The organism is Flavobacterium saliperosum (assembly GCF_900100625.1).
Lineage (GTDB): Bacteria > Bacteroidota > Bacteroidia > Flavobacteriales > Flavobacteriaceae > Flavobacterium > Flavobacterium saliperosum.
The window spans coordinates 83,958-100,207 of the sequence record NZ_FMTY01000001.1 but is presented as its reverse complement, the minus strand read 5'-3'; the positions used below and the strand labels follow the sequence as shown (position 1 = coordinate 100,207).

14 protein-coding genes and 1 other RNA gene are annotated in these 16,250 nt (G+C 39.6%); 6 read left to right on the top strand and 9 right to left on the bottom strand.

What is annotated here, in order from left to right; translation table 11 throughout:
* Positions 1-22 precede the first annotated feature (22 nt).
* Positions 23-616: a porin family protein gene (locus BLQ05_RS00505; protein ID WP_023575194.1), complete on the top strand. Its 594-nt coding sequence runs from the start codon at positions 23-25 to the stop codon at positions 614-616.
* 153 nt (positions 617-769) lie between these two features.
* A complete protein-coding gene (locus tag BLQ05_RS00500; RefSeq protein ID WP_023575193.1) occupies positions 770-1,402 on the top strand; it encodes a porin family protein in 633 nt (210 codons plus the stop codon).
* Between the two features lie 31 nt (positions 1,403-1,433).
* Here the strand turns inward: BLQ05_RS00500 and BLQ05_RS00495 are convergent, their stop codons facing one another.
* Positions 1,434-2,024, bottom strand: coding sequence for a porin family protein (locus BLQ05_RS00495; protein WP_023575192.1), 591 nt, complete (start codon positions 2,022-2,024; stop codon positions 1,434-1,436).
* An 88-nt stretch (positions 2,025-2,112) separates the two neighbouring features.
* On the opposite strand from BLQ05_RS00495, the gene BLQ05_RS00490 reads away from it, so the two are divergent.
* The gene (locus BLQ05_RS00490) at positions 2,113-3,012 is read left to right on the top strand and encodes a site-specific tyrosine recombinase (RefSeq protein WP_023575191.1); all 900 of its coding nucleotides are present in this window, start codon (positions 2,113-2,115) and stop codon (positions 3,010-3,012) included.
* Positions 3,013-3,370: 358 nt separating this feature from the next.
* Here the strand turns inward: BLQ05_RS00490 and rny are convergent, their stop codons facing one another.
* From rny to BLQ05_RS00470, 4 genes are all read right to left on the bottom strand, one after another.
* The gene (rny, locus tag BLQ05_RS00485; protein ID WP_023575190.1) at positions 3,371-4,933 is read right to left on the bottom strand and encodes a ribonuclease Y; all 1,563 of its coding nucleotides are present in this window, start codon (positions 4,931-4,933) and stop codon (positions 3,371-3,373) included.
* A 52-nt stretch (positions 4,934-4,985) separates the two neighbouring features.
* Positions 4,986-5,092, bottom strand: a non-coding RNA gene (gene ssrS, locus BLQ05_RS00480) — 6S RNA.
* Positions 5,093-5,145: 53 nt separating this feature from the next.
* Complete coding sequence (locus BLQ05_RS00475; RefSeq protein WP_023575189.1) at positions 5,146-5,439, bottom strand: cell division protein ZapA; 294 nt, start codon at positions 5,437-5,439, stop codon at positions 5,146-5,148.
* Between the two features lie 7 nt (positions 5,440-5,446).
* On the bottom strand, positions 5,447-5,737 hold the full coding sequence (locus tag BLQ05_RS00470) for a hypothetical protein (protein ID WP_023575188.1): 291 nt from the start codon (positions 5,735-5,737) through the stop codon (positions 5,447-5,449).
* A gap of 201 nt (positions 5,738-5,938) precedes the next feature.
* Between BLQ05_RS00470 and BLQ05_RS00465 the strand changes: the two genes are divergently transcribed.
* Genes BLQ05_RS00465 through BLQ05_RS00455 form a run of 3 tightly spaced genes read left to right on the top strand, consistent with a single transcriptional unit; the run spans position 5,939 to position 10,883 of the window.
* Complete coding sequence (locus tag BLQ05_RS00465; protein WP_023575187.1) at positions 5,939-7,660, top strand: M23 family metallopeptidase; 1,722 nt, start codon at positions 5,939-5,941, stop codon at positions 7,658-7,660.
* A complete protein-coding gene (locus tag BLQ05_RS00460; RefSeq protein ID WP_238321127.1) occupies positions 7,644-10,112 on the top strand; it encodes a TonB-dependent receptor in 2,469 nt (822 codons plus the stop codon). The genes BLQ05_RS00465 and BLQ05_RS00460 overlap by 17 nt, the downstream gene beginning before the upstream one ends.
* A 45-nt stretch (positions 10,113-10,157) precedes the next feature.
* The gene (locus BLQ05_RS00455) at positions 10,158-10,883 is read left to right on the top strand and encodes a hypothetical protein (protein WP_023575186.1); all 726 of its coding nucleotides are present in this window, start codon (positions 10,158-10,160) and stop codon (positions 10,881-10,883) included.
* Between the two features lie 51 nt (positions 10,884-10,934).
* Here BLQ05_RS00455 and BLQ05_RS00450 read toward each other — a convergent pair whose 3' ends face one another.
* From BLQ05_RS00450 to BLQ05_RS00435, 4 genes are all read right to left on the bottom strand, one after another.
* Positions 10,935-11,636, bottom strand: a complete 702-nt coding sequence (locus BLQ05_RS00450) for a DUF2971 domain-containing protein (protein ID WP_023575185.1) — start codon at positions 11,634-11,636, stop codon at positions 10,935-10,937.
* An 85-nt stretch (positions 11,637-11,721) separates the two neighbouring features.
* The gene (locus BLQ05_RS00445) at positions 11,722-13,551 is read right to left on the bottom strand and encodes an ABC transporter ATP-binding protein (RefSeq protein WP_023575184.1); all 1,830 of its coding nucleotides are present in this window, start codon (positions 13,549-13,551) and stop codon (positions 11,722-11,724) included.
* Complete coding sequence (locus tag BLQ05_RS00440) at positions 13,552-15,279, bottom strand: phospho-sugar mutase (protein ID WP_023575183.1); 1,728 nt, start codon at positions 15,277-15,279, stop codon at positions 13,552-13,554. It abuts the gene before it with no gap.
* Positions 15,280-15,292: 13 nt separating this feature from the next.
* Positions 15,293-16,249 carry a glycosyltransferase family 2 protein gene (locus BLQ05_RS00435; protein WP_023575182.1) on the bottom strand — a complete coding sequence of 319 codons (957 nt, stop codon included), beginning with the start codon at positions 16,247-16,249 and terminating at the stop codon, positions 15,293-15,295.
* Position 16,250 lies beyond the last annotated feature (1 nt).

Genomic DNA, 16,250 nt, shown 5'->3' with positions numbered 1-16,250 from the left:
ATTAATTTTAAAACATTTTAAAATGAAAAAAGGACTATTGATTTTCGCTGCTTTATTCACGTTTGGATATGCAGCAAATGCACAGGACGAAAAAGCTTCCGGTGGAGGTTCCAGTGCAGGCATGGTTAAATTCGGGCCTAAAGCAGGTTTGAATATCGCTACGTTGTCTGAAGATAACACTAAAGCCTTAATTGGTTTTCATGTTGGAGGTTTTGCCGAAATCATGATTACCGATAAGTTCGCCGTACAGCCGGAAATCTTGTATTCCATGCAAGGAGCTGAGGCTGATGAAGGTGATGGGAAAATTAATTTGGATTACATCACGATTCCTATAATGGCAAAATATTTTGTTGCCGAAGGATTCAGTGTGGAAGCAGGACCACAAGTTGGTTTTTTAACAAGAGCTGAACTTTCTGGAGGCGGAGCTACTATAGACGTTAAAGATTTTACTGAAACTACAGATTTCGGTGTAAATGTTGGTTTAGGGTATTCTTTACCTATGGGTGTTATGTTCTCTGGAAGATACAACATTGGTTTGTCTGACACTGAAAAGAACAATGACGGAGATGCTGTTCGTAATGGCGTTTTCCAATTGTCAGTGGGTTACAAATTCTAATAAAACGTTTATTCGTTATAAAAACCTCCCTTTGGGAGGTTTTTTTTGTTTTTGTCGGCAAAATATTGTTTGACAACGATTTAAAACCAATTTCAGGGTTTTTAACAGCACGTTTTTTTACTTTTAACAGGAGAAATATTAAAAGATACTGTTATGAAAAAGAAGATGATTTTCGTTTTCCTGTTGTTTTCGTTGTGTTTTTATGCTCAGTCCGATGATACGGCTACGCCAAGTAAGTTCTCATTTGGTGTGAGTGGCGGAGTTAATTTTTCAAATTTGTTGCAGTCTGACGGCGGAAACCAAAATTCCATAACCGGGTTTCATTTCATGGGTTTTGGCGAGTACCGTTTCAGCGATAAGCTTTCAATTCAGCCCGGTGTGGCCTACTCCCGACAAGGTGCTGAAACCGATGAAATGTATGATGCGGAGTCCAATACCACCACCAAATTCAAAATAGCGCTTGATTATGTGAATGTTCCCATTTTACTGAAATATTATGTTGTGAAAGGATTTGGAGTGGAAGCCGGTCCGCAGATTGGTTTTTTAACAACCGCAAAAGCAAAGGATATTTTTGTTGATGGAGAATCCTCAGATATTGATGTCGACATAAAGGACATGTTTAAAAGCGTCGATTTCGGCATTGATGTTGGTGTTTTCTATGACTTTCAGCAAGGTTTTTTGGTGGGAGGTAGGTATAATTACGGAGTAAGTGATATTGCTGAAGACAATCCGGGTGACCCCATTACCAATAGTGTTTTTCAATTGTATTTAGGATTTAAATATTGATAAAAAAAGCCCCGCATCGCAGGGCTTTTTTTTAAAACTTGAAGCCTATACCGGCCTGAAATACTTTGTTCTTGGCATCACTGTCCTTAATGACTTCGTTCAAACTCTGTGTATAACGCCCGGTCAGGAATACGCCCCCCGTGAAGTTGAACGTAACACCACCTGCCAGAGCGGTATCGAAATTGTTATAGTTGTTTTCTTGTGGCGGTGTATTGTTTTCGCCTTTGTAGTCTACTTTTTCACTTACTTTCAATCCGAATTGTGGTCCGGCTTCAATACTTAGTCCTTTGAATAAATACAATTTTGCCAAGACCGGAAAATTAACGTAATCCAATTTGTACTGCATTCTGTCGCCCAGGAGGTTGTCGTATTCAAATCCCTGACGCGAATACACGACCTCCGGCTGAATGGAGAATACTTTCGGAATCAAGGGTATTTCACCCACTAAACCAATATGAAAACTGGTTCTTGCATCCGGACCTTCTTCAAAATCACCTTTCGTTACGGTAGTGTAATTCAATCCGCCCTTAATTCCGATGGAACTTCCGGATTCCTGTGCAGTTGCCGTTACTGAAACCGCTGATAAAACTATTCCTGCTAATAAAAATTTTACTGTCTTCATAAATATAAATTTTTAGTTTCTATATTTAAACCGAAAATCATGCCGAAAAGTATTCGTGCATAGTAATTTTAGAATTTATTTAACGTAAATGCAATCCTGGAAAGCCTACATAAAAGAGTACAAACACTATCTGAAGTTAGAACGCGGATTGTCTGAAAACACGATTGAGAATTATGTTTTTGATATCGAAAAACTAATTGGTTTTCTTATCGAGAATAATATCGATGTGAATCCGGTTCAAGTTACCGAAGAAACGATCCAGCAGTTTGTATATGCGATTTCGGGTAAAGTGAATGCGCGTTCACAGTCACGCATTCTTTCCGGATTAAAAAGTTTTTTTAATTACCTGATTTTTGAGAATTACCGGAATACCACTCCGTTGGAGTTGATTGAAATTCCCAAAACAGGGCGAAAATTACCGGATACGTTATCGGTTCAGGAAATTGATTTGCTCATAGGTGCCATCGATTTGTCTAAAGACGAAGGAGAGCGTAACAGAGCCATGCTGGAAACGCTTTACAGTTGTGGTCTTCGGGTTTCGGAATTGGTCGGTTTAAAGATATCCGATTTGTTTTTCGAAGAAGGTTTTATCAAAATCACTGGAAAAGGAAATAAGCAGCGATTTGTTCCGATTGGGGAATCGACCCAGAAATACATCTTATTGTACAAGGATTTTGTACGCACACATCTGACTATTCAAAAAGGACACGAAGACACACTGTTTCTGAATCGCAGAGGGCGTCAATTGACCCGCGCCATGGTATTTACCATTATCAAGGATTTGGCTGTTAAAATAGGGTTAAACAAGGCCATCAGTCCACATACCTTTCGCCATTCCTTTGCCACGCATTTATTGGAAAACGGTGCTGATTTGCGATCCATACAGATGATGTTGGGACACGAATCGATTACCACTACAGAAGTCTACATGCATTTGGACAGGAAGTTCTTGTCGGAAGTGTTGCATTCGTATCATCCGAGGAAGTAGAAGGCAGAAGGCAGAAATCAGAAGGCAGAAATCAGAAATCAGAAGGCAGAAGTCAGAAATCAGAAGTCGGAAGACAGAAGACAGAAGTCGGAAGGCAGAAGGCAGAAGTCGGAAGGCAGAAGTCGGAAGGCAGAAGGCAGAAATCAGAAGGCAGAAATCAGAAGATAAAGAACAAGAAGTATAGTCGATAAAATAAAAAACGTGAAAGAAATTAATCAATCACGTTATTTTTATTTTTGCTAACTGCTAACTGCTAACTGCTAACTGCTAACTGCTAACTGCTAACTGCTAACTGCTAACTGCTAACTGCTAACTGCTAACTGCTAACTGCTAACTGCTAACTGCTAACTGCTAACTGCTATTTCGCAATATTCACCGCTCTGGTTTCACGGATTACGGTAATTTTTACCTGACCCGGATAGGTCATTTCGGTTTGGATTTTCTGAGAAATGTCGAAAGACAGGTTGCCTGCCATTTCATCACTTACTTTTTCGCTTTCCACGATTACACGAAGTTCACGTCCGGCCTGAATAGCATAAGCGTTTTTAACTCCGTTAAAGCCGTAGGCGATTTCTTCAAGATCTTTCAGACGCTGGATGTACGAATCCAATACCTGACGTCTTGCACCTGGGCGTGCTCCTGAAATCGCATCACACACCTGAATAATCGGAGAAATCAGGGATTTCATTTCAATCTCGTCGTGGTGTGCTCCAATCGCGTTGCAAACTTCTTCTTTTTCACCATATTTTTCAGCCCACTGCATACCTAAGATAGCATGTGGCAATTCACTTTCTGTATCCGGCACTTTTCCGATATCGTGAAGTAATCCGGCTCTTTTCGCCAGTTTCACGTTCAAGCCCAATTCGGCAGCCATGATACCACAAAGTTTGGAAACTTCTCTCGAGTGTTGTAATAAGTTTTGTCCGTAAGAAGAACGGTATTTCATTCGACCAACGATTTTAATTAATTCAGGATGTAAACCGTGAATTCCTAAATCGATAACGGTACGCTTACCCACTTCGATGATTTCTTCGTCAATTTGTTTCGCAGTTTTAGCAACCACTTCTTCGATACGTGCCGGGTGAATACGTCCGTCTGTAACCAATTTGTGTAATGCCAAACGCGCGATTTCACGACGTACGGGATCGAAACAGGAAAGGATAATCGCTTCCGGAGTGTCGTCAACGATGATTTCCACACCGGTTGCTGCTTCCAAAGCACGAATGTTACGGCCTTCACGACCGATAATTCGACCTTTCACATCATCCGATTCAATGTTGAAAACAGAAACGCAGTTTTCTACCGCTTCTTCCGTTCCTACACGCTGAATCGTATTGATGATGATTTTCTTAGCTTCCTGTTGTGCCGTAAGTTTCGCTTCTTCAATGGTTTCCTGAATGTGGGCCATAGCATTGGTTTTTGCTTCAGCTTTTAAACTTTCCACCAATTGGTTTTTGGCATCTTCAGCTGAAAGTCCGGAAATGGCTTCCAATTGCTCTACCTGACTTTTGTGAAGACGGTCCACTTCCTGTTGTTTTTTCTCAACATGTTCCAAACGATTGGTATAATCGGCTATTTTAGCTTCCGCTTCGTCGTTTAATTTTTTGGTTTTTGCCAATTCGTTGGAAATCTGTGATTCTTTGTCACGGGTTCTTTTTTCGGATTCGGCAATTTTTTTGTCTTTGGCTAAAATTTCTTTTTCATGTTCCGACTTCAGTTCCAGAAATTTTTCTTTTGCCTGAAGCAGTTTGTCTTTTTTAATGGATTCTGCCTCTGCTTTTGCGTCTTTTAAAATAGAAGCGGCTTCTTTTTTGGCGTTTTTCACCAAATTGGAAACATTTGCTTTTTCTAAGTATTTTGCAATCCCGAAGCCGATTCCGATTCCGGCCAGACAGCCAATAATTATAATTAATGTGTTCATAGTGTGTTTGAAAATTTATATAAAAAAAAGCCTACATTAGGGGTAATTGTATAAACTCGTAAGGACAAGTTTTGAGTTAACTCGCTGTTCAAGGACCTGCTCAGGGGCAGTTTGCTTTAGAAGCGAAGATTCACTCATTTGAATTTGTTAGTGTTGAGTTTATCAAATAGGTACTAATGTAGGCAGTATCTTAGTTTATGTAAAGAACGTGTTTATTTTGAAAGAAGCAAGCTCAATTTGTCATCCATCGTTTTTAAGCGCTCAAAAGCAGTTTCGAAATCGGTTGATTTGTCAATCTGTTTTTGTTCCACCTGCGAAGCAAACTGTAAAGCACACATGGCTAATACATCCTGTTTGTCTCTTACTGCATAGTTTTCTTCGAATTGCTTAATCATGGCATCAATTTTTTTGGACGCGGTTCTTAACCCCTCTTCCTGCGAATATTCCACTGTTAATGGATATACCCGGTCTGCAATTGATATCTTTATTTTAAGCTTTTCACTCATTCTTAAATTAATCAGAAAGTTGTGCTATACAATAATCGATTTCGCGAATTAATGAATTTATTTTGAGTTTTGTTTCTCGTTTGTTTTCGTCACTGCCCAGTAATGAATTTGCCGTTTTGAGGGTTTCGTATTGATTTTTCAATGTGCTTATTTCCTCTGACTGTTTGCCGATAATGGTGGAAGACTTCAATAATTCATTGCGTAGTTCCTGATTTGTTTTCTCTAAACTGTCCAGTTTTTGGGAGAGTTTAGAAAATTTAATTTCAAGAGAATCAATGATTTCAGTTAATCCATTCATTACAGACCTGTTTCATTACACGATTTTACAAAGTTAGTATTCCATTTGAAATATAACAATAGTTTTGTCTAAATTTTCAAAAATGTTTAAACTCTTTTCATAATAATTTGTTGTATAGTCAGTTATATAAAAAAAGGTGAGGTGTTTATTTAATAGGAGGTTTTTCGTATATTAGCTGAATATTAGCCAAAAATGTTTTTTATGAAATTGCCAATCCTACTGTTTTTTTTATCTGCCTTCTGCTATTCCCAAAGTCAGGAATACCCTAAAAACTATTTTCGTTCCCCTCTGGACATTCCTTTGTATGCCTCCGGTTCTTTCGGTGAACTTCGTGGAAATCATTTTCACTCCGGACTCGATTTGAAAACCCAACAAAGAGAAGGGTTGAAGGTTTTTGCTGTCGCTGACGGCTATGTTTCCCGTATTAAGATTTCGGAAGGTGGTTACGGAAAAGCACTTTACATCACACATCCCAACGGATTCACTTCGGTTTACGGGCATCTGAAAAAATTTAACGGCGCCATTGCCGATTTTGTCCGAAAAAGACAATATGCTGAGAAATCCTATGAAATTGAAATTTTCCCCTTATCGGATGAATTGAAGATAACCAAAGACCAGATTGTCGCTTTTTCCGGAAATTCAGGCAGTTCCGGCGGCCCACACCTTCATTTTGAAATTCGTGATTCCAAAACGGAACAAATCATCAATCCGATGTTTTTCGGTTTTGATATTCAGATGCCGGACACAAAAGCTCCGGTAATCAATGATTTGGTCGCCTATGCCATTGGTGACAGTTCGGTGGTAAACAGTTCCCAAAGAACCATTCCCGTAAATCTCTCCCTCCAGAGTGATGGCAGTTATCTCGCCAACAAAGTTTTTGCCAAAGGGAATATCGGTTTTGGAGTCAATACCTATGATCTTTCCGATAACAATTTCAACTGGAACGGAATTTATAAGGCCGAAACCTTTTTAAACGGCAGCCGACTTTTCAAATACGAATTCGAAAAATTCGCTTTCGATGAAACCCGTTACATCAACAATTTTATTGATTATTACCGCTATAAAACCATAAAGCAATCCATTCAGAAACTGTTTTTTAAACGGAATTATCCTTTTTCATTGGTAAGCGGTAACAAGCAGAGCGGACAAATTTCCGTTTTGCCAAATCAAACATGGAGCTATCGTGTGGAAGTATCCGATTTTCACGGAAATAAACGTGTGATTAATGTGCCGATCCACTATTCGGATGCTGCCGCTACTATTCCAAAGGAAGAAAAGAAAACACCTTATTTCGTGAAATCCGGAAACGATAACAATTATACCAAAGACAATGTTTCGGTTTTCATTCCGGAAAATGCCTTCTATGATGATTTTTACATGAATTTTGAAGTGAAGGAAAATGTACTTTATCTTCATGACGAAACGGTTCCGGTGCATAAGAACCTTACCGTAACATTTGATGTTTCGGAGATTCCCAATCTGAACCGCGAAAAAACATTTATTTCCAGAATGGATGGCAACAAGCCAGAATATTTCACCACCTATAAAAAAGGCAACCTGTTTTCCATCCGTGCCAAGGATTTAGGGAAGTTTCTGTTGATGACAGACACCGTGGCGCCAAAAATTTACCGACCTAATTTTTCGGAGGGAAGTTCGCTTGACAAAGCGGATTCGCTAAGCATTCATATGAGAGATGAATTATCCGGAATAAAAGAATATAACGGTTATCTGAACGGAAAATGGATTTTGATGGAGTATGATTTTAAGACCAAATCCTTAACCCATTATTTCAGTGAAGCGGTTTATGATGAAGGCAAAAACGAATTAAAAGTGGTTGTTTCGGATAAAATGGGAAATTCCACTATCTTTGAAACTCATTTTTTTAAAACCAAAAACCAATCATCAGTTGAAAAAACTAATTAAACTCCTGATTCTTTATATTTTTATTGCAGGTTATTCGGTGGTCGCACAAACGGCAAGGGTAAAAGGTGTTTTGTTGGATGAATCCAATAATCCTATTGAAAATGCCACTATTAAAGCTAATAATGAGACCGTAAAATCCAATGAAAATGGTTTTTTTCAAATTAAAATCCCGGCGAACACTAAAGTGATTGTTGAAATTTCCCACGTTTCCTATAAAAAAACTTCGATAACCGTTGAATTGAAAAACAACGAAGATTACGAACTCAATGTAGTGCTGAATCAAAAAGCCGAACAATTGGGAGAAGTGATTGTTTCCGCCGGCGGAAGAAAGAGAATTGAAGGAGTTACTACCATCGAGCCACAAGTAATCCGAATGATTCCGGGAGCCAATGCCGGAGTCGAAAATATCCTTAAAACCTTACCTGGTGTGTATTCCAACAACGAATTGAGTACGCAATATGCGGTTCGTGGCGGGAATTATGATGAAAATTTAGTGTACGTAAACGAAATCGAAGTGTACCGCCCTTTCTTAATCCGTTCCGGTCAGCAGGAAGGGTTGAGTTTTACCAATACGGAAATGGTTTCCAATGTGGATTTTTCCGCAGGTGGATTTCAGGCAAAATATGGCGATAAACTGTCGTCGGTTTTGGATATTACCTACCGAAGACCAACCAAGTTTCAGGCGGCATTTGATGCCAGTTTACTGGGCGGAAGTGCTACCGTGGATTTGGTTTCCAAAAATCAGAAGTGGACCAATATTACCGGTATCCGTTATCGTGATAACAGCCTGTTGGTAAACAGTCAGGAAACCGAAACGAATTTCAAACCCACTTTTGCCGATTTTCAGACGCAAATCAATTTTGACGCGTCCACCAAATGGCAGTGGAGTTTTCTTGGGAACGTTTCCCAAAACAAATACCATTACAAGCCATTGAGTCGTCAAACGAATTTCGGTACTATTGATGAGCCAATCGCGCTGCAGGTAGCTTATGAAGGACAGGAAAAAGACGAATACCTCACATTATTCGGAGCGATAAAATCTACCTATCAGGCCAATGAAAATTTCAAATTAAAATTCATAGGTTCCGCCTACCATACTCAGGAACAGGAATATTTTGATATCCTGGCGCAATACCGTTTAGGGGAAATCGATACGAATATCGGTTCGGATACTTTTGGCGATGTGGTGTATTCAAGAGGAGTAGGGTCACAGCTCACGCACGCGCGAAACAATCTTGATGCTTTAATCGTAAACGCCGAAGTGAAAGGATTTCACGATATTCAAAAGAAAAAAAGTCAGGTGGAATGGGGATTCAAATATACCCGTGAAGATATTCGTGACCGAATTGTAGAATGGGAAGTGGTGGATTCGGCAGGATTTTCATTGCCGGCCCCTATTTTAGACATTCCGCAGGATCAGCCGTATACACCTTATACAGGACCGTTGGCACCTTACCAAAATGTACGCGCCACAAATTTTGTACAGATTAACCGATTTTCAGGTTACGCACAATGGAATTACAGAGGGAGCTTAGGGTCCAATCAAATTTGGATCAATGCCGGAGCACGTGCCCACCAATGGCAGGTACAAGGGGATAATCTGAGCGGGAAAAGTCAGGTGGTTTTCAGTCCGAGAGCCCAATTTGTAATCAAGCCACTTTGGGAAAAAGACATGATTTTCCGTTTGTCGGGAGGTTTGTACCAGCAACCGCCTTTTTATCGTGAATTGCGCGATAACGACGGACAGGTGCATCCGGAGGTGAAAGCCCAGAAATCGTATCATTTTGTTTTAAGCAACGATTACAGTTTTAAATTGTTCAGTAGACCGTTCAAATTGGTGACTGAGGCGTATTATAAGAGTCTGAGTGATGTGAATACCTATACGATAGATAATGTTCGTATCCGTTACCGTGCTAATAATGACGCCACGGCGTATGTGTATGGAGCCGATTTCCGTTTGAATGGGGAGTTTGTTCCCGGAACCGAATCGTGGTTCAGTTTCGGATATTTAAAAACGGAAGAAAATCAGAACGGACGTGGGAACATAGCCCGTCCAACCGATCAGCGATTGAAATTCGGATTGTTGTTTCAGGATTATATGCCAACCCTTCCCAACGTAAAGATTTATTTGAACCTGGTGTACAATACCGGATTGCCGGGAGGTTCTCCTTCGTATGCAGATCCTTATGCTTATCAGTTGCGTCTGAACGATTACCGTCGTGCGGATGTTGGGTTTTCCTATGTGTTTAAAGATGCGTCGATTCAATCCAGCAAAAATTGGTTAAAACCATTCAGAGAATTGAGTCTGGGATTGGAGATTTTCAATATGTTTAATAACCAGAATGCCATTACGAACACTTGGGTGCGTGATGTGTATACTAAAAGCCAGTACGCCATTCCGAATTACATGACTACGCGTACTTTCAATGTAAAATTGAATGTAAGATTGTAGTTCCTGTTTAATTGTTTTATATTTGATAGACAAAATTGTTCCGAAATGAAAAACTTTTCAAAATATACCGTACTTGCTTTGTTGGTCTTTCTGGCAAGTTGCAGACAGGAAATCGAGAAACCGAAGGTTATTTACGAAGAAGCCAAAAATGCTTCCGGTGATAACGTGAAAAAAGATTCGTCGCAAATTAAAATTGCCGATTTGCCGATTCACATGGAAGGAACAAAATACCTGATTCATGCCATTGGCGATGTTCGGGTTTATGAAGGTAATAACAGCAGTTACGGTTCCAGTAAAACCAATTCGACCAGTTATGCCATTTCCAATTACAACCGTTTTGAAGTGACCGGGTATTTTGAAAACCTGAAATTTCAGCACATTGATTCTACGGCATTACGTCCGTTAACGGAGAAAAACGTACAGATACAAACGGCTACTTTTCTGAATACGGTTTCGGATAAGACAGGCAAGCAGATATTAGTGTATTCTTTAGTGGATTCCGATACCAACCGCGACGGGAAACTGGATGCGAATGATATCAAATCACTTTATATCAGTCATCTTAACGGGACAAAATTCGCAAAACTTTCTGATGATTTGCAGGAACTGTTGGATTGGAATATAGTGGAAGTGCAAAATCGGTTGTATTTCAGAACCATTGAAGATATCAACAAAAACGGTGCTTTTGATAAAAACGATAAGGTACATTATCATTTCGTTAACCTGCTTTCCAAAGATTGGTCCGGAGAAGAATATGAACCGATAAAGTGAAAAAGGTTATAATAAAAAAACGAACTCCTAAAGGGTTCGTTTTTTTATGCACTATATCAGGATGTCGCTTTCCAGATCGGATTTTTCAATCTTGAAATCGAAACCTATTTTTGAAACGACTTCAATAACCAGTTTCTTGTACCAGTTTTCGCTTTTGGGATGAATGTAGATTTTCTCAATCATCCGGTTGATGTCCACATTTATTTTCAATCCGTCGTTAATGATCAGATTCTGTGAAGTCACATCGGAAATCACACGAATCTCATTTTCATACTGAAAGCTTTTTCGTTTGAACAGAAAAGGGAAGAAGGCATCGTCAAACGGAATCAGTTCTTTTTTGTAATCGATGTAATTGACTTCTCCGATGTACTGTTGCGTGTGTTTTTCCTGCTGTAAGGCTTCTTTCAGACGTCCAATGGTGGATTGAATCGCTAAACCTTCATTGTTCTTGGTGAAAATCTGCCACATGGCAAAACTTTCATACTGATTGGTATGCCAACTGCTGATGACCACATTTTCGCGATGCGATTTGTAATAATCAAGGAACTTCGGATTGTTTTCGGAAATTTTCTTAATCTCCTCAAAAGTAGGCTCACTGAAGGTTCCTTCGTACTGGTCTTCAAATTTATCCGAACGCGACATGAACATTTTACCCGATATCAACATGTCCAGAAATTTCGACAAATCCATGTATTTCCAAATAATCGTATCCGGGTTTTCAGGTATTTTGATATTTGGGTTGTATACGTACATCTGTAAAACAGTAATTAGTTTGATATTATTTAGTAACTAAACAGTCTAAAATCTGGTACTCTAAGTTGTATAACAATCTAATTCTCTACTCAAAACTCTGCATCATGACCAATTTGGAATACGTTCCGTTTTTGGCTAACAATTCGTCATGGGTTCCCTGTTCCACGATCTCACCTTTGAGCATTACTACAATGGTATCTGCTTTTTGAATCGTAGAAAGGCGGTGTGCAATTACAATGGAAGTACGGTTTTGCATCATGTTTTCCAATGCTTGCTGTACCAATCTTTCGCTTTCCGTATCCAAGGCAGAAGTGGCTTCATCCAAAATCATGATTGGTGGGTTTTTCAATACCGCACGCGCTATGGATAAACGTTGTTTTTGTCCGCCTGAGAGTTTGTTTCCGGCGTCGCCAATATTGGTTTCAATACCGTTCGGTAAGTCTTTTACGAATTCATAGGCATTGGCAACTTTTAAAGCTGCAATGATTTCCTCGTCAGTCGCATCTTCCTTACCCAAAAGAATATTGTTTTTAATGGAGTCGTTAAAGAGAATGCTGTCCTGAGTAACTAATCCCATCAAACCGCGAAGGGAGTGCATGTTCATGTCTTTAATATCGATGCCGTCAACTTTAACAATCCCTTCCTGAACATCATAGAAACGGGTCAGTAAATTGGCAATCGTACTTTTTCCGCTTCCGGATTGTCCTACCAAAGCCACCGTTTTTCCTTTAGGGACTTCCAAAGAGAAATTCTTTAACACATTCTCGTCTTCATATCGGAAATTGATGTTTTGAATGGAAATTTTATCTTCAAAGTTCGATTTTACGATGGCGTCCGGTTTATTGGTAATCGTGTTTTCCTGTTCCAGAATCTCTAAAACCCTGTCTGCCGCTGCCATGGCTCCTTTTAAAGTATACGATGCTTTTGAAATGGCTTTTGCCGGAGTCAGGATTCCATAGGCTAAGCCCATATAGGCAATGAATTCGGTGCCTTCCAGTGTTTTTTCAATCAGAACCATGTTACCGCCAAACCATAATAATATGGCAATAACCACGATTCCTAAAAACTCACTGATTGGCGTCGATAAGTTGTTACGATTTACCAGACTGTTTGAATAACGATAGAGGTTTTGCGCGGAAGCATTGAATTTAGTTTGAAAACTGTTTTCTGCATTATAGCTTTTAACAATTTTAAGTCCGCCCAAAGTTTCATCCAATATCGACAGAAAAATACCGGCTTCTTTCTGAACTCTACCTGATTTTCGTTTTAAACTTTTACCGATAAATGAAATTAATAAGCCCGATAAAGGGATAAATACAAATACGAACAGCGTTAATTTTGTACTGATGTAGAACATCGAAATAATCGTAAATACAATTGTGAGCGGTTCTTTGATGATGATTTCCAATATGGATAAAAACGAAAATTGTACCTCGCCAACGTCATTTGTCAATCGGATCATAACATCACCTCTTCTTTTTTCTGAATAAAACGAAAGCGGTAAATGAATTACTTTTTCATATAAAGCGATGCGCAAATCTTTCAGCGTGCCGTTTCTAAGAAAAGTAACATTATACATGGCCAGATAGTTGAAAATGTTTTTCAGTAGAAACATCGAGATAACTAAAACCACCATCAGTAAAAGCGAATATTCCGGCCCTTTCTGGTCACTTGTAATTGTTATAATGTAGTCAAGGTATTCTTTCGAATAGGTTGGAAGATTCGTTAGTCCTTTGTATACAGGTTCAACCGAAACTCTTTTGGTCTTGTCAAACATTACGTTTAGCATCGGAATCAGCATTACAAACGATAGCGTACTGAAAAGCGCATAAAGAATATTAAAGAAAATATTCAAAAAGGCATATTTCTTATACGGTAATGCGTAACGCAATATTTTAAAAAAGGTACTGTTCATTTAGTTCAACTGCATCTCAGCAATTATGTTTTTGATTTTGTTATCCAAATAGGTTTCCGCTTCCGGAATGTCATTAATGTCTTCTATGGCACAGTTAACACTGAAGTAGAATTTGATTTTTGGTTCGGTTCCGCTTGGGCGGGCACAAATTTTACTTCCGTCTTCCAGGTAGTAAATCAACACGTTCGATTTCGGAATCGCAATGCCGAATTCTTCATTGTTAATCAAGTCTCTTCCTTTGGAACTCTGATAATCTTCGATACACACCACACGTTGCCCGTTGATTTCCTTCATGGGGTTTTCGCGTAAGTCCACCATCATCTGTTTGATTTCATTCGCGCCTTCGATACCTTTTTTGGTAATCGAAATCAGGTGTTCTTTGTAAAAACCGAAATCCACATACATCTGAAGTAATTCTTTGTAAAGGGAACTTCCTTTTTCTTTCGCCTGAGCCGCCATTTCGCAAACCAATAGGGTAGAAGCCACGGCGTCTTTATCACGAACGGCATCGCCTACCATGAATCCGAAACTTTCTTCGCCACCGCCAATGAATTTTTGATTCGGGAAATCTTTGATGAATTTTGCAATCCATTTGAAACCGGTCAATCCCACTTTGCATTCCACATCATATCCGGAGGCCAATTCCAACATCATCGGAGTGGAAACGATAGTGGAGCCAACAAATTCTGTTCCAGTCAGTTTTCCTTGTTTTTTCCATTGCTGAAGCAGAAAATGTGTCATGACAACCATGGATTGATTTCCGTTCAGTAAAATCATTTTGCCTTCCGTATTACGAACCGCCACACCCAGTCGGTCAGAATCCGGATCGGTTCCGATAACGATGTCAGCATTGGTTTTTTCTGCCAATTCCAACGCCATGGTCAAGGCTTCCGGTTCTTCGGGGTTAGGTGATTTTACCGTTGGGAAATTCCCGTCGGGTTCGGCTTGTTCTTTTACGATTGCCACATTGGAATAACCGGCTTTCGCCAAAACATCAGGCACCAGTTTAATAGAAGTTCCATGAAGTGACGTGAAAACGATTTTTAGGTTTTCTTTTGCTGCAGCCGAGGTGTTAAATGTCGCATTTTGAATTGCCGAATTGGTGAACGCTTCGTCTAGTTGTATGTCAATATATTCGATTAAGTCGTTGTTGGCTTCGAATTTGATTTCGCTGTAATCCAACGCTTCAATCATCTGAATAATTTCATTGTCTTGAGGCGGTACCAATTGACCACCATCCTGCCAATATACTTTGTATCCGTTGTATTCCGGTGGATTATGGGACGCTGTTAAAACGATTCCGGAATGACATCCTAAATGTTTTACCGCAAAAGACAATTCCGGTGTCGGACGCATTTCGGAAAAAAGGAAAACTTTGATTCCGTTGGCCGAGAAAACATCGGCTACGACTTTAGCAAGCGTGTTACTGTTATGACGACAATCGTAGGCTATGGCCACTTTCAACTGTTCGCCCGGGAATGATTGTTTTAAATAATCGGATAAGCCCTGGGTGTTTTTACCCAAGGTGTATTTATTGATACGATTGGTTCCGACTCCCATAATGCCACGCATACCACCGGTTCCGAATTCCAGATTCTTGTAAAAGCTGTCTTCGAGTTCTTTTGGGGCAGTTGTCATCATTTCACGAATAGCTTCGTGAGTTTCGGTATCAAATGTTGGTGTAAGCCAAACGTTTACTTTGTCTAAAATTGCTTTTTCAATGTGCATTTTCAATACTGATTTACAGATTTAACTCTTTTGAAATTTTATATCGTTCTTCGTTGTTTTTCGTTCGCAGGATAATTTCACCCAAAAAACCTGCTAAAAAGAGTTGTGTTCCAATAATCATAGTAGTTAGAGCAATATAAAACCAAGGGTTGTTGGTTACCAAAATAGCCGTTTCATGGCTGTAAATTTTGTATAATTTCATGATGCCGATGTATCCGGCAGACAAGAGTCCGATAAGAAACATCACCACACCCATAGCACCAAAAAGATGCATGGGACGTTTTCCGAATTTGGAGATAAACCAAATCGTAATCAAATCCAGAAAACCGTTTATAAATCGGCTCATTCCGAATTTGGACGAACCGTATTTTCGGGCCTGATGGATGACCACTTTTTCACCGATGTTTCCAAATCCGGCATTTTTTGCCAGAACCGGAATATAACGGTGCATTTCGCCGGATACTTCCACGTTCTTCACTACGATATTTTTGTAGGCTTTCAGTCCGCAGTTGAAATCGTTCAGTTTTACGCCGGAGGTTTTACGCGCCGCCCAATTGAATAATTTCGAAGGCAGATTTTTTCCGATAACCGAATCATACCGCTTCTTTTTCCAACCCGAAACCAAATCGTAATTGTCTTTGGTAATCATGCTGAAAAGTCCCGGAATTTCATCGGGACTGTCCTGTAAATCGGCATCCATGGTAATGATAACATCGCCTTGTGCCTTGGCAAAACCGGCGTGTAGGGCCTGTGACTTACCGAAGTTTCGTAAAAAACGAATTCCTTTTACGTTACGATCCTGAACAGAAAGCTGTTCTATGGTTTTCCAGGAATCGTCGGTGCTGCCGTCGTCAATGAAGATTACTTCATAAGAGAAATTATGTTCTTTCATGACTTTTGCAATCCACGAATGCAATTCGGGTAGGGATTCCTGTTCGTTGAGTAAAGGAATTATGATGGATAAATTCATC